Origin of the sequence: Achromobacter pestifer, from assembly GCF_013267355.1 — a bacterium.
GTDB classification, from domain to species: domain Bacteria; phylum Pseudomonadota; class Gammaproteobacteria; order Burkholderiales; family Burkholderiaceae_B; genus Achromobacter; species Achromobacter pestifer_A.
Genome location: NZ_CP053985.1, coordinates 883,390 through 903,545 on the forward strand (window position 1 = coordinate 883,390; position 20,156 = coordinate 903,545).

Below are 20,156 nucleotides of genomic sequence, written 5' to 3' on the forward strand. Positions count from 1 at the left end.
GACGAGGGCACGGCATGGCCACCTGTATTCATTCCATGGAGAGGTACCGCTATGTCTGCCCCGATCTCCAACGTCCGTCCCGATCCCGACCTGGTCCTGGTCGACATCGCCGACTACGTCCTGAAGTATGAAATCCAGAGCGGCCTGGCGTACGAAACGGCACGCAACTGCCTGATCGACACGCTGGGCTGCGGCCTGGAAGCGCTGGAATATCCGGCGTGCAGGAAACTGCTGGGGCCCATCGTGCCCGGCACGACAGTGCCCCACGGCGCCAAGGTGCCGGGCACGCAATTCCAGCTCGATCCAGTCCAGGCCGCGTTCAACATCGGCACGATGATCCGCTGGCTGGACTTCAACGACACCTGGCTGGCCGCCGAATGGGGCCACCCGTCCGACAATCTGGGCGGCATCCTGGCCACCGCCGACTGGCTGTCCCGCACCGCGGTCGCGGCCGGCAAACCGCCCCTGCTGATGCGCGACGTGCTGACCGGCATGATCAAGGCGCACGAGATCCAGGGCTGCATCGCACTGGAAAACTCCTTCAACAAGGTCGGCCTGGACCACGTCGTGCTGGTCAAGGTGGCGTCCACCGCCGTGGTGGCGCAAATGCTGGGGCTGAGCCGCGAGGAAGTGATCAACGCGGTGTCGCTGGCCTGGGTCGACGGCCAGAGCCTGCGCACCTACCGCCACACCCCCAACACCGGCAGCAGGAAGAGCTGGGCCGCCGGTGATGCCACCAGCCGCGCCGTGCGCCTGGCGCTGATCGCCCGGACCGGCGAAATGGGCTATCCGTCCGTGCTGACGGCCAAGACCTGGGGCTTTTACGACGTACTGTTCAAGGGCCAGCCGTTCAGGTTCCAGCGCCCCTACGGCAGCTACGTGATGGAAAACGTGCTGTTCAAGATTTCGTTTCCGGCCGAATTCCATGCGCAGACCGCTGTCGAATGCGCGATGGAACTCCACGGCCGGTTGCAGGCCGCCGGCAAGAGCGCCGAAGACATCGCGAAAATCACCATACGGACGCACGAAGCCTGCATCCGCATCATCGACAAGAAGGGGCCGCTGGCCAACCCGGCCGACCGGGACCATTGCATCCAGTACATGGTGGCCGTGCCGGCGCTGTTCGGCCGCCTGACCGCGGCCGACTACGAGGACGCAGTGGCGCGGGATCCGCGCATCGACGCGCTGCGCGACAAGATCGTCTGCGTCGAGGATCCGGCCTACACCCGCGACTATCACGACCCCGACAAGCGTTCGATCGCCAATGCGCTGACGGTGGAGTTCAAGGACGGCACGCGGCTGGACGAAATCGTCTGCGAGTACCCCATCGGCCACAAGCGCCGCCGCGCCGAAGGCATACCGCTGCTGGAAACCAAGTTTCGCACCAACCTGGGGCGCATGTTTCCCGCTCGCCAGCAGGACCGCATCCTGCAGGCCTCGCTGGACCAGAAACGGCTCGAAGCCATGCCGGTCCACGAGTACGTCGACCTGTACGTGATCTGAGCCGCCGCCCCGCAAAGCCCCGTCCGCGGGGCTTTGCCTCGTGGCCTGAACGCGGGGTGGCGCAGCTTACAATGCGGCTTTCCTCGACTGGATCGCGCCATGGCCATGCTTTGGGTCAAGACCTTTCATATTGTCTTTATCGCTTCCTGGTTCGCCGGCCTGTTCTACCTGCCGCGCATCTTCGTGAACCTGGCGCAGCAATCGGACCCCGCCGTCCAGACCACCCTGCTGGGCATGGCGCGCCGTCTGTACCGCTTCACCACCATTCTGGCCATCGTCGCGGTCGTGTTCGGCATGTGGCTGTACCTGGGCTATGGCATCGGCGTGGGCCCCGGCAACGGCTGGATGCACGCCAAGCTCTTTTTCGTCCTGCTCGTCATCGGCTACCATCACGCCTGTGGCCTGATGCTGCGCAAATTCGAACTGGGCAAAAACACCCGTTCGCACAAGTTCTATCGCTGGTTCAACGAAGTTCCCGTCTTGCTGCTCTTGGTGGTGGTGGCGCTGGTCGTCGTCAAACCCTTCTGATACCCCCTACCTCTGCACATTCGCCAGGATTCGTATGTCCTCTGATGAACAGGACCGTCCGCGCAAGACGCTGACGATCAAGAAAACGGCGCGCGACGCCTACGCCGAAGACGCCCCCAAGCGCACCCGCACGGGCGCCCGCGCCCGCCTGGTGGCGCAACAGGAGCGCACCAAGGAAGGCATCGAACGCCAGAAAGATCCCGTCGCCTACCAGCGGCGCAAGGACGAGGAAGCCCGCGGTCCGCGCGGCGCCGGGCGCGGCCAGTCCGCGCGCGCCTCGTCGGATCGGGCCGCGCCAGCCCGCGGCGCCTCGGACCGGCCCGCGCCGGACCGCAAGCGCGCCGATAGCCCGCGCCGCGAGGCCGAGTCCGGCGGCCGCTCCGGCCGCGCCCCGCAGCGCGCGCCGCGCCTGCGCGACGACCAGTACATCGCGCCGGCCACCCCGGCGGGTCGCTTCTACGACCCGTTCGAGGACGACGGCCCCGCGCCTGAGTACCTGGCTGAGCCCGACCATGCGCAGGAAGCGGATTCCGCCGAGGCTCGAGACCATGATCACGATCACGGACGCGACGAAGGCCGCGGCAGGCGCGAGCCTGCCGCGGAAGTCCGCAACCGCCGCCCCCGCGAAACCCGCCAGGCGGAAGTGTTTCCCATCTTCGCCCCCTGCCCCCAAGGGCTGGAAGAGGCGCTGACGGCGGAAATGCAGGCCCTAGGCTTCGAGGACGCCCAAGCCGGCCGCGCCGGCTGCTCCTTTACCGCCGACTGGGCGGGCGTGCAGCGCGCCAACCTGTATTCACGACTGGCGACTCGCATCCTGGTGCAAGTCGCCCATGCCGAGATTTCGCACGAAGACGACATCCTGGACCTGGCCCGCGACACCCCCTGGGAACGCTGGTTCGGCGCGGAGCAGACCCTGCGCGTGGACACCTCGGCCATCAAGAGCCCGGTGCAAAGCCTGCAGTACTGCAATCTGCGCGCCAAGGACGGCATCTGCGACCGCCTGCGCGAGCTGGAAGGCGAGCGCCCCAGCATCGACACGGTGCGGCCGGACGCGCGCGTGCACCTGTTCCTGACCGGGCACACCGCCACGCTGTACCTGGACACCTCGGGCGAATCGCTGTTCAAGCGCGGCTGGCGCCTGGACAAGGGCGAAGCGCCCCTGCGCGAGAACCTGGCCGCCGGCATGCTGGCCCTGGCGGGCTGGGATCCGGCCGCCCCGCTGCTGGATCCGTTCTGCGGGTCGGGCACCATCCTGATCGAGGCCGCCTGGATCGCGCTGGGCGTGCCGCCCGGCATCTCGCGCCCGTTCGGCTTCGAGCGCCTGCGCGGGCACGACGCCTACCGCTGGCGCGACCTGAAGGACGATGCCCGCTCGCGCATCCTGCCACAGCTGGATGCGCCGCTGGTCGGCTACGACCTGGATCCGCAAGCCATCGAATTCGCCCGCAATAACGCCGAGCGCGCCTGGCTGACGGAGGACTCCATCCGCTTCGAGGTCGGCGACGCCCGCCATGTCACGGCGCCCGCCGACCATGGCTGGATCGTCACCAACCCGCCCTACGGCGAGCGCATGGGAACGGAACAGGACGCGGATCTGTGGCGCGACTGGGCCACCTGCCTGAAGCGCAATTTCGCCGGCTGGCAGTTGCACGTCATCACCAGCGACCTGACGCTGCCCAACCAGCTGCGCCTGAAACCCAAGCGCCGCGTACCGCTGCACAACGGTTCGCTGGACTGCCGCCTGTTCGGTTTCGAGCTGGTCGCCGCCGGCTACCGCGACGCCTGAGCCCCCCCTTGCCCCGGGCGGCTTCGGCCCCCGGGCGCACCCCAATCCCCCCTGGAAGCTGCGCGTTGTAAAAGCGCAGCAACATGGTGCGCGTATCTTTGCTTATGGTGTTCCCCCGCATCGTTTGGGAGCATCATCGCACCAAGGTGTTGCCAATATGCACTGGCCACTTGCACAAGTTCAGGGTTAACCCCTATAATTCGGGTTATCCCTAGTAGCTAAACAAACAGTGCAAGCCCGTGGAGGCTATTGTGATCAACCCGAACAACACTATCCGCCTGACCGACGAACTCGAGCGCCAACTGATGCTCCAGGCTATTGAAGAACAATTCCGTCCGCACCCGATGCGGGCGTTGGCCGCCGGCCTGCGTAAGCTGGCCCACGGCATCCGTGCCCTGGCTGGCAAGACGAGCGCCAAGAACGCGCACTCCGCCGCCTAAGCATGGCCCAGGCCACGGCCTGAACAGTTTTCCCCTTGGGGGCTGCACAGCCCCTTTTAAGACCCACCCTTACCGGTGGGTTTTTTTTTAACCAGGGCGCCAAAGTCCGGCTTTGTCGGATAATAGCGACCCATGACGACCGAAGCCCTGCTCGACCAGACCCCCAACCGGCTGCGCCGGTTCGCCTGCATGATGTACGAAGCCGTGCTGCTGTTTGGCGTGGTGTTCCTGGCGGGCTACCTGCTGGATACGCTGACCCAGAGCAAGAACGCGCTGGAACTGCGCGGCGCCCGGCAGGCCTGGCTGTTCGTCGCCATCGGGGCGTACTTCGTGCTGTGCTGGCGCCGCCGCGGCCAGACCCTGCCCATGAAGACCTGGAACATCCGCCTGGTCGACCGCGACGGCAATACCCCGTCCACCGGCCGGCTGATGCTGCGTTACATCCTGGTCTGGCCCCTGGTGCTGGCCGGCGCGGCCGTCGTCTGGGGCGCCGCCAGCGCCACCGGCTGGGCCTCGATGGACATGTTCATCGTCGCTGCGCCCTTCACCATCTTCATCTGGTCCTGGTTCGATCCCGACAGTCAGTTCCTGCACGACCGCATCCTGGGCACGCGCCTGCGCAACGCGCCGCGGCACAAGAAGGCCCGCTAGACCCCGGAAGACGCCGTCGGCCGGGACGCCGCATACATCCTGCGACAAATCGCAACATCGTGCGCCGAATTACCTGTTTGCTTTCAGAAAGTTGAAAGTCGACCGCAAAGACAATGGGGCCCCTTTTTTCAGACGCCCCAGAACCTTCATGCGCGCTTTTCTTTCCCGAGTCGCGCTGGCCGCCGCCAGCGCCCTGTTCCTGATGCCCGCCGGCGCGCTTGCGCAGAACGCGGCCGCCCAACAGGAGATCGAAGCGGCCACGAAAGCCGCCTTTGCCGCCGCCCAGGAAGGGCCGGCCGACGTCAAACTGGGCGAGCAGGCGGTCGTGCATCTGCCCGAATCCATGTTCTTCGTGCCCCGCCTGCAGGCGGACCGGCTGATGGCAGCCTACGGCAACGGCAAGGATCCTTCCCTGCTGGGCGTGGTGATGCCCAAAAGCGACGATGACGACTGGGTCATCACCGTCAATTTCGACAAGGCCGGCTACATCAAGGACGACGACGCCAAAAACTGGAACGTCAACGAACTGCTGGACAGCCTGCGCGAAGGCACGGAGCAGTCCAACGAAGAACGCAAGAAGCGCGGCTTCCCTGAGCTGATCATGGACGGCTGGGTCGAGGCGCCGAAGTACGACAGCCACTCGCAGCGCCTGGTCTGGTCGGTCGCCGTCAAGCACAAGGGCGAAAGCGCCGCCGAAAACCCCACCGTCAACTACAACACCTACGCGCTGGGCCGCGACGGCTACATCACGTTGGACCTGATCACGCAGAAGAGCATGGTGCCCAAGGACAAGACCGCCGTGCTGACGCTGCTGGACAACCTCAACTACGTCGAAGGCAAGCGCTACGCCGACTTCGACTCGTCGACCGACAAGGTCGCCGAGTACGGCCTGGCCGCCCTGGTGGCTGGCGTGGCAGCCAAGAAGCTGGGCCTGTTCGCCGTGATCGCCGCTTTCCTGGCCAAGTTCGCCAAGGTCGGCCTGCTGGCCGCGGCCGCGCTGGGCGGCGGCATCTGGAAGCGCCTGCGGGCCAAGAAGGCCAACCAGCAGCAGCCCTGACCACGCGGCGGGGGAGCGGCTGCTACCCCGCCGTCACAACAGCGTCACGCGGCGTTCACGTTCCGGTCATCGCCGGGTGGTTTCATTCCCAGGCATGAGCACAGTCCCTGGGAAAACTACCGTGAACGAAATCCGCCCCGCGCACTGGCGCGCCCTCTGGATTTCCGATATTCACCTGGGCACCGCCGGGTGCAAGGCGGAATTCCTCCTCGACTTCCTGGACCACAACGATTCCGACACCCTTTACCTGGTGGGGGACATCGTCGACGGCTGGCAGTTGCGCAAGCACTGGCACTGGCCGCGGGCGCACAACGACGTCATCCAGCGCATCCTGCGCAAGGCGCGCAACGGCACCCGGGTCGTGTTCATCCCCGGCAACCACGACGAATTCGCGCGTGAATTCGCCGGCTACGCCTTCGGCGACATCGAAATCCTGGACGAGGACGTGCACGTCACCGCCAAGGGGCAGCGCCTGCTGGTGCTGCATGGCGACCAGTTCGACGGCGTGATCCAGCACAGCCGCTGGCTGGCGCACCTGGGCGACGGGCTCTACCAGCTGGCGCTGTGGATCAACCATCACTTCAACCGGCTGCGCCACCGCCTGGGACTGCATTACTGGTCCCTATCGCAGTACCTGAAGCACAAGGTCAAGAACGCCGTCTCCTTCATCACGGACTTCGAGGAGGCGCTGGCGGGCGAAGCCCGGCGCCGGGGCCTGGACGGGGTGGTCTGCGGCCATATCCACAAGGCCGAACTGCGCTACGTGGGCGAGATCCTCTATTGCAACGACGGCGACTGGGTGGAAAGCCTCTCGGCCCTGGCGGAAACGCACGACGGCCAGCTCCAGCTGCTGGACTGGGCCGCTGTCACGGCGGAACGCGAGGCCGACCCCGCCACCCGTCCGCCCCGCTCGCTCACGCTGCCGGCCCTGCCCTCCGCGCTGCGCCGCCAAGGCAAACACCCGTGATAACCCGTATGCGTCCCCGTTACGCAACGGGGATGTTGCAGTTCACGGCCCTCTAGGTCATGCTTGCATCTGGGGCAACGGGCCAACTTGACCCGTTCACGCTGCAACATGCTGACAACATAGGGCCATGAACGACCAATATCAGGCGCTCTACCAAACCTTCCGCTGGCTGGTACCCACCCAGTTCAACATCGCGGAAGCGTGCTGCCACCGCTGGGCATCCAGCAGTCCGGATGCGCGGCGCATTGCCATCTATTACGAAGATGAATCTGGCAACCGCGAGGTCTGGACCTATGCCCGGCTGGCGGAAGCGGCCAATCAGCTAGCCAACGGCCTGGTGAAAATGGGCGTGGGACGCGGCGACCGCGTCGGTGTGGTGCTGGGACAACGCCCCGAGACCGTGGTGGCCCATATGGCCATCTACAGCGTCGGCGCGGTGGTGCTGCCGCTGTCCGCCCTGTTCGGGCCGGAAGCCCTGGAAAGCCGCCTGCGCGACTCCGAAACCCGAGTCGCCATCGTGGACCACGCTTCCAGCGCCAACCTGCTGGCCGTGAGCGACAACTGCCCCAACCTGCAACAGATCATCGGCATCGGCTTCGCCGACGAGCGCGTATTGCCCTGGCGCAGCCTGCTGGCGCGCCAGCCCAGCGAATTCAAGATGGTCCAGACCCGTTCTTCGGATCCGGCCATCCTGCTCTATACCTCCGGCACCACCGGCGCCCCCAAGGGCGCGCTGCTGCCGCATAGCGTGCTGATCGGCAACCTGCCGGGCTTCGTGGCCTCCCAGGACTGGTTCCCCAAGCCCGCCGACGTGTTCTGGTCGCCCGCCGACTGGGCCTGGACTGGCGGCATGATGGACGCCCTGCTGCCCACCCTGTACTTCGGACATCCCATCGTCGGCACCCGTGGCCGCTTCTCGGTCGAACGGGCGTTCGAACTCCTGGAACGCTACCAGGTCACCAACACCTTCCTCTTCCCCACCGCACTCAAGATGATGATGAAAGCGGTGCCGGAACCGCGCGGCCGCTACCAGCTGGCCCTGCGTTCCATCATGAGCGCGGGCGAAAGCGTGGGCGAAACCGTCTTCGAATGGTGCCAGTCGGCGTTGGGCGTGACGCCCAACGAAATGTTCGGCCAGACGGAAATGAACTACGTGGTGGGCAACAGCCAGAAGCGCTGGCCCGCCAAGCCGGGCAGCATGGGCCGCCCCTACCCGGGCCACAACGTCGCGGTGCTGGACGAGGACGGCAAGCCGGTAGCGCCCGGCGCCACCGGCGAGATCGCCGTCAACCGGCTCGACATCCATGGCTTTCCGGATCCTGTGATGTTCCTGGGCTACTGGCGCAATGAAGCCGCCACCCAGGCCAAATTCAAGGGCGACTGGTGCCTGACCGGCGACCTGGCGACGCTCGACGCCGACGGCTACCTCTGGTACGCGGGCCGCGCGGACGACGTGTTCAAGTCCGCCGGCTACCGGATCGGCCCCGGCGAAATCGAAAGCTGCCTGATCGGACATCCGGCCGTGGCCAACGCCGCCGTCGTGCCCAAGCCGGACGCCGAGCGCGGCGCCCTGGTCAAGGCCTATGTGGTGCTGACGCCGGAGTTCGCGCAGCGCGACCGCAACGACATCATCGAGAACCTGCAGGAGCACGTGCGCGAGCGCCTGGCCCCGTATGAGTACCCCAAGGAGATCGAATTCGTCGACGAGCTGCCCATGACCACCACCGGTAAAATCCAGCGCCGCATCCTGCGCCTGCGCGAAGAAGAACGCTCGCGGGCGACCGCAGCCATGACAGACGCGCCGCAGCCCCCCCAAGGCCTGACGCCGCAACCGGAGAAATAGGCATGCCCATTTACCAGCTCGACGACCTGATTCCCCGCATCGACCCGGCCGCCTACGTGGCCGACAGCGCCGACATCATCGGCAACGTAACATTGGAAGCAGGCGTCAGCATCTGGTCCAACGTGTCGATCCGCGGCGACAACGACGCCATCCTGATCCAGCGCGGCACCAATATCCAGGAAGGCAGCGTGCTGCACGTGGATGACGGCTGTCCCATGACCATCGGCCCCAACGTGACCGTGGGCCATCAAGCCATGCTGCACGGCTGTACCATCCACGAAGGCGCCCTCGTGGGCATGCAGGCCATCGTGCTGAACAACGCGGTCATCGGCCGCAACTGCCTGATCGGCGCGGGCGCCATCATTCCCGAAGACCGCGTCATTCCCGACAACTCCCTGGTCATCGGCATCGGCAAGATCGTTCGTGAGCTCTCGGACGAGGAAATCGCCAATCTGCACAAGAACACCGCCCATTACGTGGCGCGCGGCCAACACTACAAGACCGCCCTGAAACGGGTCGGCTAAGCGCCCTGGGGTGACGCTACGACCCTGCTGCCGGCAGGGGGAATAGCCGGGCTTGATCGGCTAACATTCCCCCATGACCGATCAGCTCAAGAAATACCTTACCGAAGACCGCAGCGTCCGCATCCAGGCCGTACGCCTGGACGCGACCTGGAAGGCCGTTCAGGCCAATCACGACTACCCCCCCGCCATCACCCACCTGCTGGGCGAACTGGTGGCAGCGTCCACCTTGCTGGCCGCCAATATCAAGTTCGACGGCTCGCTGGTGCTGCAGATCCAGGGCGACGGCCCCATCGCCCTGCTGGTGGTGGAATGCCGCAACGACCTGAGCCTGCGCGCCACCGTCAAGATGCGCGAAGGACATGAAGTGCCCAGCGACGGCAATATGCAAAGCCTGCTGAATCCGGGCGGCAACGGCCGTTTCATCGTGGTGCTGGATCCGCAGCGCAAGCTGCCGGGCCAGCAGGCCTATCAGGGCATCGTGCCCCTGCAGGGCGACACCGTGGCCGAGGCGCTGCAGCACTACATGAAGGCCTCCGAACAGCTGGACACCCGCCTGTGGCTGGCGGCAGACGCCGACCACGCCGCCGGCATGCTGATCCAGCGCCTGCCGTACCACGGCGGCTCGGATGCGCCGGTGCTCACCGAGCAGAACGCCGCCGAAACCTGGGATCGCGCCTGCGCCCTGGCTGGCACCATCAAGCACGACGAACTGCTGGCCACCGACATCGACACCCTGATCCACCGCCTGTTCTGGGAAGAAACCCTGGTGGCGTTCGAGCCGCTGTCCGTGCGCTGGCACTGCCCCTGCACCCGCGAACGGGTGGCCAGCATGCTGCGCACGCTGGGCCAGGAAGAGATCAACAGCGTCCTGGCCGAACGCGGCCAGGTCGACGTGTCCTGCGATTTCTGCGGCAAGCCGTACAAGTTCGATTCCGTCGACTGCGCGACCTTGTTCTCGTCGGGTACGACGTCCACCGCGGACGAGCCTCCCACGGTGCACTGATCCGTGCCGGCGGCCTGGCCGCCGGGACGTTTCCATCACACCGGCTTATCCTCATCGACAGGCGGCCATGCCTGCGCCAGACTGCGCAGCCATGACCGCCTTTTTTCATGCGCCCTCCTGCCGGCAACGCGGCGCTGCCGCCATCGAATTCGCGGTGGCGGCGGCGCTGATACTGCTGCTGGGCCTGCTGGCGATCGAAGCGGCCCGCTGGCAAGGCGTGCGCCAGCTGGCTCACCTGGCGCTGATGGAGGCGGCGCGGGCCGGCGCCACCGCGCACGGCGATCCGGCGCGCATGCGCAGCGCCTTTCTGCAGGCCCTGCTGCCGCGCCACGCCGATGCGCGAGGCCAGGCCGGCGCGCGCCGCCGCCAGGATGACGAGCTGGCCGAGCTGGCGGCCATTTCAGGCACCCATCCGTGGCGAATCGAAGTCCTGCTGCCCGACGAGCAGTCGTTCCGCGAACACGCCCGCGCGGACCTCAAAGTGGCCGCGGCGGCGGGCCTGCGCGCCATCGACAACGGCTACCAGGACCTGCAGCATGCGCGCCGGCCACCGCGTCCGGGCGAACAGAGCATTTTCCAGGCCAACACCTTGAAGTTGCGCCTGACCTATCTGCACAAGCCGCTGCTGCCGCCCTTGCGGGCGCTGCTGGCCGCGCTGGCTGCCGACAGCAGCAGCTATGCCGGCAACGCACAGGCCCGGGGCCTGTTGCCCTTGCGCATGGAACTGGAAACCGAGATGCACTCGCACCCGGTGGATTGGGCGCGCAGGACGCCGCAACCCGCCGGCATCGTCTACGGCGAATGCCGCAGCGTGCGCTGCGGCAGAACGAAACAGGGAATGAACAGGAACGGCGGCCGGCGCTCAGTGCCGGGTGTTGGCCTGATTGGCGGGCTTGGCAGGCGTAGCCGGCGGACGGGAGGCCGGCGCGCTGGCGCGCGCAGGCGTGGCCGGCTTGGCCGCGGCATCGGCAGCCAAAGAGGCGCCGCCCGCCGGAGCCGGGGTGTTCTGCGGCAGGATATGCACGAACACCTCGCCGTCGCGCATCATGCCCAGTTCGCCGCGGGCGCGTTCCTCGATGGCGCCGGAGCCCCCTTCGAGATCGCGCACTTCCGCTTCCAGTGCGGCATTGCGAGCGCGCAGGCCTTCGTTGGTCTCGCGCTGCTCCGCCACCTGGCGTTGCAGATCCCAGACCTTGAACCACCCGCCCTTACCCAGCCACAGCGGGTATTGGATCAGGCCTAGCAGCACGAACAGCACCAGGAACAACAGGCGCATACGCGGAAACCCTCAGCAATCGTGGCGTGGATGCGGCCCCGGGCTTGCGCCTGGAGCCGCGCTTCTCATCAACGCAGGTTGTAAAAAGCTTCCAGGCCCGGATACGACGCGACTTCAGCCAGCTCTTCCTCGATGCGCAGAAGCTGGTTGTACTTGGCCATGCGGTCCGAACGGGACAGCGAACCCGTCTTGATCTGCATGGCGTTGGTCGCCACGGCGATGTCGGCGATGGTGGAGTCCTCGGTTTCGCCCGAACGGTGCGACACGACGGCGGTGTAGCCGGCGCGCTTGGCCATTTCGATGGCGGCGAAGGTCTCGGTCAGGGTGCCGATCTGGTTGATCTTGATGAGGATCGAGTTGGCGACGCCCTTCTGGATGCCTTCGCGCAGGATCTTGGTGTTGGTGACGAACAGGTCGTCGCCCACCAACTGCACCTTCTTGCCCAACTGGTCGGTCAGCAGCTTCCAGCCTTCCCAGTCGTTTTCGGCCATGCCGTCTTCGATCGAGATGATCGGATACTTGTCGCACCAGGTGGCCAGCAGGTTGGTGAATTCCTGCGAGGACAGCGAGATGCCGCCTTCGCCGGCCAAGGTGTACTTGCCGTCGCGGTAGAACTCGGAGCTGGCGCAATCCAGACCCAGGGCGATCTGCGTGCCCGGCTCGTAGCCGGCTTCGGTGATGGCCTTCAGGATCAGTTGGATGGCGGCTTCGTGGCTGGGCACGTTGGGCGCGAAACCGCCCTCGTCGCCCACTGCCGTGGACATGCCCTGGCCGTGGATCAGCTTCTTGAGCATGTGGAAGACTTCGGCGCCCCAGCGCAGGGCTTCGCGGAAGCTGCCTGCGCCCACCGGCAGAATCATCAGTTCCTGCAGATCCAGCGTGTTGTTGGCGTGCGCGCCGCCGTTGATGACGTTCATCATCGGCACGGGCATGCTCATGGGGCCGCTGCCACCAAAATAGCGGTACAGGGACAGGCCCGATTCGTCGGCGGCGGCGCGGGCCACGGCCATGGAGGCGGCCAGAATGGCGTTGGCACCCAGGCGTTCCTTGGATTCGGTGCCGTCCAGTTCGATCAGGGTGCGATCGACGAAGGTCTGTTCCTGGGCGTCCAGGCCCATCAGGGCTTCCGAGATTTCCGTATTCAGGTTCTCGACGGCGCGCAGCACGCCCTTGCCCAGATAACGGTTCTTGTCGCCGTCGCGCAGCTCGATGGCTTCGCGCGCGCCGGTGGACGCGCCCGACGGCACGGCCGCGCGGCCCATGGCGCCGGACTCCAGCAGCACATCGCATTCGACGGTGGGGTTGCCGCGCGAATCCAGAATCTCGCGGCCGATGATATCGACGATAGCACTCATGACTTTACATTCCCTGAACGATAAACATATTCATGACAGCCGCGCCTTCGCGGGCATTGCGGGCGCGGCGGTACTGCCAGGAGTCGTAGAAAGCCTGGGCCGCGGTCATGGAGGGAAACTCCATGACGACGGTGCGGCCAGGTTCACGGCCCTCGAGGTGCCTGGAATCGCCGCCGCGCACCAGGATCTTGGCATCGTACGCGCGCATCGCGAGCGTGGACAGACGCTTGTAATCCTCGTACTGCGCGGGCTTGGTCACTGAGACGTCGGCGATGAGGTAGGCACTCATGGGGTTCCTTCAGAGCAGTTGCGTTGGTTTCGGGCTGACGCCGGATACGGCGACGCCGCCAGTGTCGCGCAAGGCGCCCTGGCGACGCATATCCGATGCTAATTGGTTGTATCCGAAAGAAGCGCCGCCGTACAGGGCGGCGCTGGGGCGGCGGCCCGCGGTCCCGAAGATCCGCTTACGGAACTCCAGACCGCAGACGCGCATTACGCCTCCTGACCGCGGCGAGCCTTCTGCTCGATGGCGGCGCGGATATAACTGCTGAACAACGGGTGGCCGTCACGCGGGGTGGACGTGAACTCGGGGTGGAACTGCACGCCCACGAACCACGGGTGGTCGGGCAATTCCATCATTTCCGGCAGGTTCTCGGTCGGCGTGCGGGCGCTGATCACCATGCCGGCTTCTTCCAGGCGCGGCACGTAGACGTTGTTGACCTCGTAGCGATGGCGGTGACGCTCGTTCACTTCGTCGCCGTAGATGGCCTGCGCGCGGGTGCCGGCCTTGATCGGCACGCGCTGTGCGCCCTTGCGCATCGTGCCGCCCAGGTCGGACGAGTTGTCGCGCTTTTCGACCTTGCCTTCGCGGTCCATCCATTCGGTGATCAGGGCCACCACGGGGTGCGGCGCCGAGGGATCGAATTCCGTGCTGTTGGCGCCGCCCAGGCCGGCGACATGGCGCGCGAACTCGATGACGGCCAGCTGCATGCCCAGGCAGATGCCCAGGTAAGGCACGCCGTTTTCACGGGCGTAGCGGATCGCGGCGATCTTGCCTTCGGTGCCGCGCTTGCCGAAGCCGCCCGGAACCAGGATGGCGTCCAGGTGCTTGAGCTGATCGGTGCCGCGGGTTTCGATGTCTTCGGAGTCGATGTACTCGATGTTGATCTTCGAGCGCGTGTGGATGCCGGCGTGGACCAGGGCTTCCGTCAGCGACTTGTACGACTCGGTCAGGTCGACGTACTTGCCGACCATGCCGATGGTGAGCTGGTGCTGCGGGTGCTCCAGCGCCTCGACCAGGTTGTCCCACATGGACAGGTCGGCCGGCGGCGGGGTCAGGCCCAGCGCTTCGCAGACAATGTTGTCCACGCCCTGCGCATGCAGCATGGCCGGGATCTTGTAGATCGAGTCGGCGTCCCAGACGGAGATGACCGCGTCCAGGGGCACGTTGGAGAACATCGAGATCTTGGCGCGCTCGTCGTCCGGGATGCGGCGGTCGGCGCGGCACAGCAGCGCGTTCGGGTAGATGCCGATTTCGCGCAGCTTCTGCACCGAGTGCTGGGTCGGCTTGGTCTTCAGTTCGCCGGCGGAGGCGATGAAGGGAACCAGCGTCAGGTGCACGAAGGCGGCATTGTTGCGGCCCATGCGCAGGCTCATCTGGCGCGCGGCTTCCAGGAACGGCAGGGACTCGATGTCACCCACGGTGCCGCCGATCTCGACGATCGCGACGTCGGTGTTGCCGTTCCAGCCGGCTTCGGCGCCGCGGGCGATGAAGTCCTGGATTTCGTTGGTGATGTGCGGAATGACCTGGACGGTCTTGCCCAGGTAGTCGCCGCGGCGCTCCTTGCGGAGCACGGATTCATAGATCTGGCCGGTGGTGAAGTTGTTCACCTTGTGCATGCGAGCCGAAATGAAACGCTCGTAGTGGCCAAGGTCCAGATCGGTTTCGGCGCCGTCTTCCGTGACGAACACCTCGCCATGCTGGAACGGGCTCATGGTGCCCGGATCGACGTTGATGTATGGGTCGAGCTTCAGCATGGTGACTTGCAGGCCACGCGACTCGAGGATGGCGGCGAGCGACGCAGCGGCGATGCCTTTGCCCAGGGAAGACACCACGCCGCCGGTGACAAATACGTATTTGGTCATCGTAATGAGCACCCGGGACGAGCGGGCGCGTGCGGGAAATTTGGATTATAGCCGGGAGGCGGAGCTTATTTGGGTTTTCCCCTAGCTCCGGGGCGTAACATTTGGCAGCACTCGAATTGCCGCAAGGGCGATCGCATTGCGTGGCGGGGCGTAGCGCCGTGCTATGTTCGATCCCTATTTTTTTGCTTGCTGTTTTTTCTCAACACTTCCCCCTCCGCCGATGACCGATCCCGCCCGATCCCCCTACTCGCTCGCCTGGCGCCTCGCGCTGACCGCCGTTTTCCTGCGGCTGGCTTACTCGGTGCTGGTCCAGTCCTACAGCCTGCTGGCCCTGCCGCAGCTCGAGCAATTGCGGGAGATGTATAGCCAGCCCCAGTTCCTGGCCCCGCTCCTCGCCCATATCGTCGCGGGCGCGGCGATCGCCGGATTGACCACCTGGGGAGCCATGCGCGGCTGGCTGGCGCGCCATGACACCAGGGCCGTGGACGAACCCCGCAAGCTGTTCGGCACCTTCATTGCCCTGTTTCTGCTCTACACCCTGGCCGTGGCGGCGGGTATTTCCTTCCTGCAGAACACGCTGATGCGCTTCGCCATGGACAACCGCGACATGCTGCAGGAGCGGCTCGGCTTCGGCATGATCGGGCAGTTCCTGACCCTGAACATCATCACCAAGCTCATCTCCATTGTGCTGGAGATCATCGGCATCTGCGTCATTGTGCGCATTGCCGCCTGGACCGTGCAGCCCGCAGGCCCGGCTGGCGGCCCTGCTTATGAACGGCGCCATGCGGCCTGGGTTACCGGGTTGACCGTGCTGGTCTGGCAACTGACCGTTTCCATCTCGCTAGGCAGCTTCCTGCAGATGCAGGCCCCGGGCGCGGGTTGGACGGAGTTTGCGCTGGGCTATCTGGTCCTGCCCGCGGCCCTGCTGGCGCTGTGCTTCCTGGTCTGCCTGAAAACACTGCCGCATCCGATCGGCACCGCGCGGTCTGGACGGGCCGTGGCCCACGGCACCCTCGCATTCTGGCTGGCGCAGGCGCTGGGCATAGGCATAGGATTCCTGATCGTCCGGGCGATGACCTGGAGCCAGTTGATCCGCGCCGCGGAATCCCACGCGGCCGCCGTCATGACGCTGCTGGCCTACGGCGCGCTGCTGGCCCTGGGCTGCGTGATCGGCAGGCTTGCCCTGTATCGCGGCGCCAAGGCCGCCACGCCGGAAAGCTGAGCAAGCCCCGCCCAAGCAAAAGGCCGCAGGCAAATGCCTGCGGCCTTTTTTCATACGTTCACGCAGCGAATCAGATCGCCGTCGTGCGGCGCTCCAGCCAGGCCAACGCCTCGCCTTCGACCAGCGGCGACAGGCGTTCGAACACCGTCTTGTGATAGTCGTTGAGCCAGGCGATCTCGTCGGCGCGCATCAGCGACGGTTCGATGCAACGCGTGTCGATCGGGCACAGCGTCAGCGTTTCAAAGCACAGGAATTCGCCGAGTTCGGACGTCAGCCAGCTGCGGTTGGCGACCAGGTTCTCGATACGCACGCCCCAGCGGCCCGGCCGGTAGATGCCCGGTTCGTTGGAGGTGATCATGCCCGGTTCCATCGCGGTGTGCGGGCCGGGCGCGGCGCGGTAGGAAATGACCTGCGGGCCTTCGTGCACGTTCAGGAAGTAGCCCACGCCATGGCCCGTGCCATGGCCGTATTCCGCGCCGCCCTCCCAGATCGGAGCGCGCGCGATGGCGTCCAGCATGGGCGAAGGCGTGCCGCGCGGGAACGAGGCGCGCGACAGCGCGATCATGCCCTTGAGCACCAGCGTGAAATCCACCTTCTGGTCGGCGCTGGGCGCGCCCACCGCGACCACGCGGGTGATATCGGTGGTGCCGCCCAGATACTGGCCGCCCGAGTCGATCAGCAACAGCCCGTCACCTTCGATGGTGGCGTGCGATTCCTGGGTGGCGCGGTAGTGCGGCATCGCGCCATTGGCGTTGAAGCCGGCGATAGTGGCGAAGCTGGGGCAGACGTAGGCGGGCCGGCGCGCGCGGGCGGCGGTGATCTGCTCGTCGATGGTCAGTTCGGTGATGGTTTCCTTGCCCAGCGCGCCCTCGAACCAGGCGAAGAATTCACAGAGCGCGGCGCCGTCCTGCGCCATGGCCAGTCGCACATTGGCCAGTTCGGTATCGGTCTTGCGGGACTTCAGCAGCGTGGACGGGTTGATGGCTTCGATGCGCGGCACGGCCGGATCCATGGCATGGAACACGCCGCAGGTCACGCGGGCCGGATCGATCAGCAGCTTCTGGTCCAGCTCCAGCGAGGCCAGCGCATCGGCGGCCTGAGCATAGGCGGCCACTTCCACGCCGTCGGCGGACAGCACGGCGCGCAGCGCGTCGTCGATCTTGCCGTCGGCCACGAACAGCGTGGCGTGGTCCGGGCCGATCAGCGCATGGCCGACGAACACCGGGTTGTAGTCCACGTCCGCGCCGCGCAGGTTGAAGAGCCAGGCGATGTCGTCCAGCGTGCTGATGAAATGCACGTCGGCGCCCTGCGCGCGCATGGCCTGGCGCACCTGCGCCAGCTTGTCGGCGCGGGTCACGCAGGCCTCGGGCGCCACGTGTTCATAAATGGCGGCGCCAGGCAGTCCGGCGCGGTCCGCCCAGACATCGTCCAGCAGATCCTCGCGAATTTCCAGGATGGCGCCGGCCGAGGCCGCGGCCGCCGACAGGGCGCGGAAGGCGCCCAGGCCCAGCACCTGCCCGTCCACCCCGATGACCTCGCCAGCCTTGGTATTGGCCGCCAGCCAGTCCACGTGGCCCGGCGTCGTGGCCAGCGCGATCTTCATCAGCTGCACGCCGGTGCCGGCCAATTGCGCTTCGGCCTGCACCCAGTAGCGGCTGTCCACCCACAGGCCGGCGAAATCGGCCGTGACCACCAGCGTGCCGACCGAACCCGTGAAGCCGGACAGCCAGCGCCGCCCCTGCCAGCGCGCGGGCAGGTATTCGGACAGGTGCGGGTCCGAGGACGGAACAACATAGGCGGACAGGCCGCGGCGGCTCATGGCCTGCCGCAATTGGGCGATACGGGCGTCGGTGCTAGACATGGGGGATGGGATCCTTAGCGCAACATGAAAGACATGGCGGCCAGGCTGTTCAGCGTGCGGACGGCGGACTGCATGCTATCCGTGGTGAATCGCAAGGTCACGCCGTCCACGCGTTCCAGCGTGGGCCACATGCAGAACAGGTCGGCCAGGGCCGAGCTCTGCGTCTGCAACCGGCATTCTATAGGGGCGGGAATGCGGAAAGGAACTGCTGCGCCCTTCTTCAGATTGCGCACGGCGGTTTCGGCGGCGGCGGCGATCGCGCGGCGCGAAGCGGCCGGCGACAGGGTCACACCGCTGCCCTGTCCATGGGCCACCTTGGTCTGCACCCACTCGGCGCCAGGGAAGGTGCCGCGGGTTTCCTCGATGAAGGCATCGTCACCGGTGCCCAGGATGACCGGCACGCCCATCTCGCCCGCCAACGCGCCGTACAGGCCAGCCTCGCCCAATTCCATGCCGTTGATGAGCACGCGGGCAAACGCGAAGCTGTTGATGGTGTGGGCCAGGATGCCGCGGCCTTGCGAGCGCGAGTGGTAGCCGATCATGAAGACGGCGTCGCAGCCCTCTTCCAGGCCGCCCATCATGCCCAGGTAGCGCGGCTTGCCCAGCACCAGGCGGGCGCGCTCGTCCAGGCCGTCGGGCAGCAGGTTGCGAAAGCCGCCGTGCGAATCATTGACCAGGATCTCTTCGGCGCCGCCGGCGATCGCGCCCTGCACGGCCGCATTGGCCTCGGCGGTCATCCAGGCGCGGGCGCGCTCGTATTCACCGTTGCCGGCGCGGACTTGTTCAGCATGGAAGACGCCGGCGACGCCTTCGATATCGGTGGAAATCAGGATCTTCATGGAATCAGCCTTCGAGAAATTCAGAATTCGGTATCGGACAGCCACTGGCGCCACTGCGGCGCCGCGTCGCGGATCGCGGCGCGCTGGTTGCCATCGCGCCCCGTCACGCCATCGGCATGCCACAGCGCGGAAATGATGGCCTGTTCGCAGGCCTCGGCGGCGGCTTCGAACAAGGAATCGATGCGGGCCTCATGCAGCATCGCCATGGCCGGCATGGGCTGCTCGGGCAGTTGCGGGACCGTGTAAGCCGTGGAAAACGCCAGCGCGATGTCGCCGCTGCCGTGGCCGAACACCGAGCCGGTGCGGGCCAGTCCCGCCCCCGCGCGCAGCGACAGGCGGCGCAACTGGCGCGAGTCCAGCGGCGCGTCGGTGGCCAGCAGCAGAATGATGGAGCCCTTCTCGGGCACGATGGAGGCGTTCTCGCCCGCCTGCGCCAAGCCGCTATCCAACTGTTCCGCCAGCCGGCGGCCGAAAGGCCTGCCCGCCACGGTCAGGTTGGGCAGGCGGCCGAAGTTCGCCAGCACCAGCGCTCCGACCATGTATTGCGGTCCTGCCTGGATCGACGCCACGCGCGAGGCCGAGCCGATGCCGCCCTTGAACGAAAAACACGACATGCCCCGGCCGGCGCCGACGGCGCCCTGCTCGAACCGCTTGTCCGCGGCGGCCAGCGCGTCGGCGTAGTGCGATTCCTGGACCGCCAGCGCCTGGATGTCGTTCAGATAGCCATCGTTGCACTCGAAGACCAGCGGATTGACGGTTGCCATGCCGCGGCCGATGCCGGGGTTGGCCGCGACCGCGGCGCGGATCTGGGCATTGGCCACCGTGCCCACGCCAAAGGTGTTGGTCAGCGCGATAGGCGTTTCCAGGACGCCCAGCTCCTGCACCTGGACCAGGCCGGTGCTCTTGCCGAAGCCGTTCAGCACGGTGGCGGCAGCCGGCACCTTGTCCAGATAGGGATCGCCGCCATGCGGACGCACGACGGTCACGCCGGTCTGCAACGGGCCTTCGGCCAGCGTGCGGTGGCCGACGGCGATCTCGCCCACGTCACAGATCGAATCCAGCGGTCCCGAGGGCAGTACGCCGATGCGGGGGATATCCAGCGCTTGTTTGTCCATGTTCGCTACGTGTCGCCACGCTCCTGAATGCAAAACGCCGC

General features: G+C 66.3%; 18 protein-coding genes and 1 pseudogene. 12 read left to right on the forward strand and 7 right to left on the reverse strand.

Translation table 11 applies throughout. The features are described 5' to 3' along the window. Positions 1 to 51 precede the first annotated feature (51 nt). From FOC84_RS04475 to FOC84_RS33520, 11 genes and pseudogenes are all read left to right on the forward strand, one after another. Entirely contained in the window at positions 52 to 1,503 is a 1,452-nt protein-coding gene (locus FOC84_RS04475; RefSeq protein ID WP_173143361.1) for a bifunctional 2-methylcitrate dehydratase/aconitate hydratase, read from the forward strand. A gap of 99 nt (positions 1,504 to 1,602) precedes the next feature. Beyond that, positions 1,603 to 2,031, forward strand: a complete 429-nt coding sequence (locus FOC84_RS04480) for a CopD family protein (RefSeq protein WP_173143362.1) — start codon at positions 1,603 to 1,605, stop codon at positions 2,029 to 2,031. Between the two features lie 34 nt (positions 2,032 to 2,065). Continuing rightward, positions 2,066 to 3,817: a THUMP domain-containing protein gene (locus FOC84_RS04485; protein WP_173143363.1), complete on the forward strand. Its 1,752-nt coding sequence runs from the start codon at positions 2,066 to 2,068 to the stop codon at positions 3,815 to 3,817. Positions 3,818 to 4,068: 251 nt separating this feature from the next. Further along, a complete protein-coding gene (locus tag FOC84_RS04490; RefSeq protein ID WP_006389355.1) occupies positions 4,069 to 4,257 on the forward strand; it encodes a hypothetical protein in 189 nt (62 codons plus the stop codon). A 132-nt stretch (positions 4,258 to 4,389) separates the two neighbouring features. Then, complete coding sequence (locus FOC84_RS04495) at positions 4,390 to 4,908, forward strand: RDD family protein (protein WP_173143364.1); 519 nt, start codon at positions 4,390 to 4,392, stop codon at positions 4,906 to 4,908. Between the two features lie 148 nt (positions 4,909 to 5,056). Next, positions 5,057 to 5,965, forward strand: coding sequence for a DUF2167 domain-containing protein (locus FOC84_RS04500; protein WP_173143365.1), 909 nt, complete (start codon positions 5,057 to 5,059; stop codon positions 5,963 to 5,965). A gap of 94 nt (positions 5,966 to 6,059) precedes the next feature. After that, positions 6,060 to 6,932 (forward strand): UDP-2,3-diacylglucosamine diphosphatase, encoded by an 873-nt coding sequence (locus FOC84_RS04505; RefSeq protein WP_173143366.1) that lies wholly within the window; start codon positions 6,060 to 6,062, stop codon positions 6,930 to 6,932. A gap of 127 nt (positions 6,933 to 7,059) precedes the next feature. After that, positions 7,060 to 8,775 carry an acyl-CoA synthetase gene (locus tag FOC84_RS04510; RefSeq protein ID WP_173143367.1) on the forward strand — a complete coding sequence of 572 codons (1,716 nt, stop codon included), beginning with the start codon at positions 7,060 to 7,062 and terminating at the stop codon, positions 8,773 to 8,775. Between the two features lie 2 nt (positions 8,776 to 8,777). Continuing rightward, on the forward strand, positions 8,778 to 9,299 hold the full coding sequence (locus FOC84_RS04515) for a gamma carbonic anhydrase family protein (protein ID WP_173143368.1): 522 nt from the start codon (positions 8,778 to 8,780) through the stop codon (positions 9,297 to 9,299). 73 nt (positions 9,300 to 9,372) lie between these two features. Beyond that, entirely contained in the window at positions 9,373 to 10,302 is a 930-nt protein-coding gene (gene hslO / locus FOC84_RS04520) for an Hsp33 family molecular chaperone HslO (protein ID WP_173143369.1), read from the forward strand. Between the two features lie 91 nt (positions 10,303 to 10,393). Then, positions 10,394 to 10,501 (forward strand): annotated as a pseudogene (locus FOC84_RS33520) (TadE/TadG family type IV pilus assembly protein); the annotation flags it as partial. A gap of 663 nt (positions 10,502 to 11,164) precedes the next feature. Here FOC84_RS33520 and ftsB read toward each other — a convergent pair. The 4 genes from ftsB to FOC84_RS04545 all read right to left on the reverse strand — a co-directional run bounded on the left by ftsB (position 11,165) and on the right by FOC84_RS04545 (position 15,078). Further along, complete coding sequence (gene ftsB / locus FOC84_RS04530; RefSeq protein ID WP_173149954.1) at positions 11,165 to 11,578, reverse strand: cell division protein FtsB; 414 nt, start codon at positions 11,576 to 11,578, stop codon at positions 11,165 to 11,167. A 68-nt stretch (positions 11,579 to 11,646) separates the two neighbouring features. Further along, entirely contained in the window at positions 11,647 to 12,933 is a 1,287-nt protein-coding gene (gene eno, locus FOC84_RS04535) for a phosphopyruvate hydratase (protein ID WP_173143370.1), read from the reverse strand. A gap of 4 nt (positions 12,934 to 12,937) precedes the next feature. After that, the gene (locus tag FOC84_RS04540; protein WP_013392289.1) at positions 12,938 to 13,222 is read right to left on the reverse strand and encodes a DUF1330 domain-containing protein; all 285 of its coding nucleotides are present in this window, start codon (positions 13,220 to 13,222) and stop codon (positions 12,938 to 12,940) included. Between the two features lie 203 nt (positions 13,223 to 13,425). After that, positions 13,426 to 15,078 (reverse strand): CTP synthase, encoded by a 1,653-nt coding sequence (locus tag FOC84_RS04545; RefSeq protein ID WP_088139092.1) that lies wholly within the window; start codon positions 15,076 to 15,078, stop codon positions 13,426 to 13,428. A gap of 220 nt (positions 15,079 to 15,298) precedes the next feature. Here FOC84_RS04545 and FOC84_RS04550 point away from each other — a divergent pair, with 220 nt between their 5' ends. After that, positions 15,299 to 16,300, forward strand: coding sequence for a hypothetical protein (locus tag FOC84_RS04550; protein ID WP_173143371.1), 1,002 nt, complete (start codon positions 15,299 to 15,301; stop codon positions 16,298 to 16,300). A gap of 70 nt (positions 16,301 to 16,370) precedes the next feature. Here FOC84_RS04550 and FOC84_RS04555 read toward each other — a convergent pair whose 3' ends face one another. The 3 genes from FOC84_RS04555 to FOC84_RS04565 are packed head-to-tail and all read right to left on the reverse strand — an operon-like array spanning position 16,371 to position 20,115. Continuing rightward, on the reverse strand, positions 16,371 to 18,161 hold the full coding sequence (locus tag FOC84_RS04555; protein WP_173143372.1) for an aminopeptidase P family protein: 1,791 nt from the start codon (positions 18,159 to 18,161) through the stop codon (positions 16,371 to 16,373). 14 nt (positions 18,162 to 18,175) lie between these two features. Then, positions 18,176 to 19,000, reverse strand: coding sequence for a M55 family metallopeptidase (locus FOC84_RS04560; protein ID WP_173143373.1), 825 nt, complete (start codon positions 18,998 to 19,000; stop codon positions 18,176 to 18,178). Between the two features lie 20 nt (positions 19,001 to 19,020). Next, entirely contained in the window at positions 19,021 to 20,115 is a 1,095-nt protein-coding gene (locus FOC84_RS04565; RefSeq protein WP_173143374.1) for a DmpA family aminopeptidase, read from the reverse strand. Positions 20,116 to 20,156 lie beyond the last annotated feature (41 nt).

Coding starts and splice junctions, on each gene's coding strand:
- eno (WP_173143370.1), bottom strand. CDS start 12,933: ATGAGTGCTATCGTCGATATCATCGGCCGCGAGATTCTGGATTCGCGC.
- FOC84_RS04560 (WP_173143373.1), bottom strand. CDS start 19,000: ATGAAGATCCTGATTTCCACCGATATCGAAGGCGTCGCCGGCGTCTTC.
- FOC84_RS04565 (WP_173143374.1), bottom strand. CDS start 20,115: ATGGACAAACAAGCGCTGGATATCCCCCGCATCGGCGTACTGCCCTCG.
- FOC84_RS04555 (WP_173143372.1), bottom strand. CDS start 18,161: ATGTCTAGCACCGACGCCCGTATCGCCCAATTGCGGCAGGCCATGAGC.
- FOC84_RS04500 (WP_173143365.1), top strand. CDS start 5,057: ATGCGCGCTTTTCTTTCCCGAGTCGCGCTGGCCGCCGCCAGCGCCCTG.
- FOC84_RS04510 (WP_173143367.1), top strand. CDS start 7,060: ATGAACGACCAATATCAGGCGCTCTACCAAACCTTCCGCTGGCTGGTA.
- FOC84_RS04475 (WP_173143361.1), top strand. CDS start 52: ATGTCTGCCCCGATCTCCAACGTCCGTCCCGATCCCGACCTGGTCCTG.
- FOC84_RS04550 (WP_173143371.1), top strand. CDS start 15,299: ATGACCGATCCCGCCCGATCCCCCTACTCGCTCGCCTGGCGCCTCGCG.
- FOC84_RS04505 (WP_173143366.1), top strand. CDS start 6,060: ATGAGCACAGTCCCTGGGAAAACTACCGTGAACGAAATCCGCCCCGCG.
- ftsB (WP_173149954.1), bottom strand. CDS start 11,578: ATGCGCCTGTTGTTCCTGGTGCTGTTCGTGCTGCTAGGCCTGATCCAA.
- FOC84_RS04515 (WP_173143368.1), top strand. CDS start 8,778: ATGCCCATTTACCAGCTCGACGACCTGATTCCCCGCATCGACCCGGCC.
- FOC84_RS04495 (WP_173143364.1), top strand. CDS start 4,390: ATGACGACCGAAGCCCTGCTCGACCAGACCCCCAACCGGCTGCGCCGG.
- FOC84_RS04540 (WP_013392289.1), bottom strand. CDS start 13,222: ATGAGTGCCTACCTCATCGCCGACGTCTCAGTGACCAAGCCCGCGCAG.
- FOC84_RS04480 (WP_173143362.1), top strand. CDS start 1,603: ATGGCCATGCTTTGGGTCAAGACCTTTCATATTGTCTTTATCGCTTCC.
- hslO (WP_173143369.1), top strand. CDS start 9,373: ATGACCGATCAGCTCAAGAAATACCTTACCGAAGACCGCAGCGTCCGC.
- FOC84_RS04485 (WP_173143363.1), top strand. CDS start 2,066: ATGTCCTCTGATGAACAGGACCGTCCGCGCAAGACGCTGACGATCAAG.
- FOC84_RS04545 (WP_088139092.1), bottom strand. CDS start 15,078: ATGACCAAATACGTATTTGTCACCGGCGGCGTGGTGTCTTCCCTGGGC.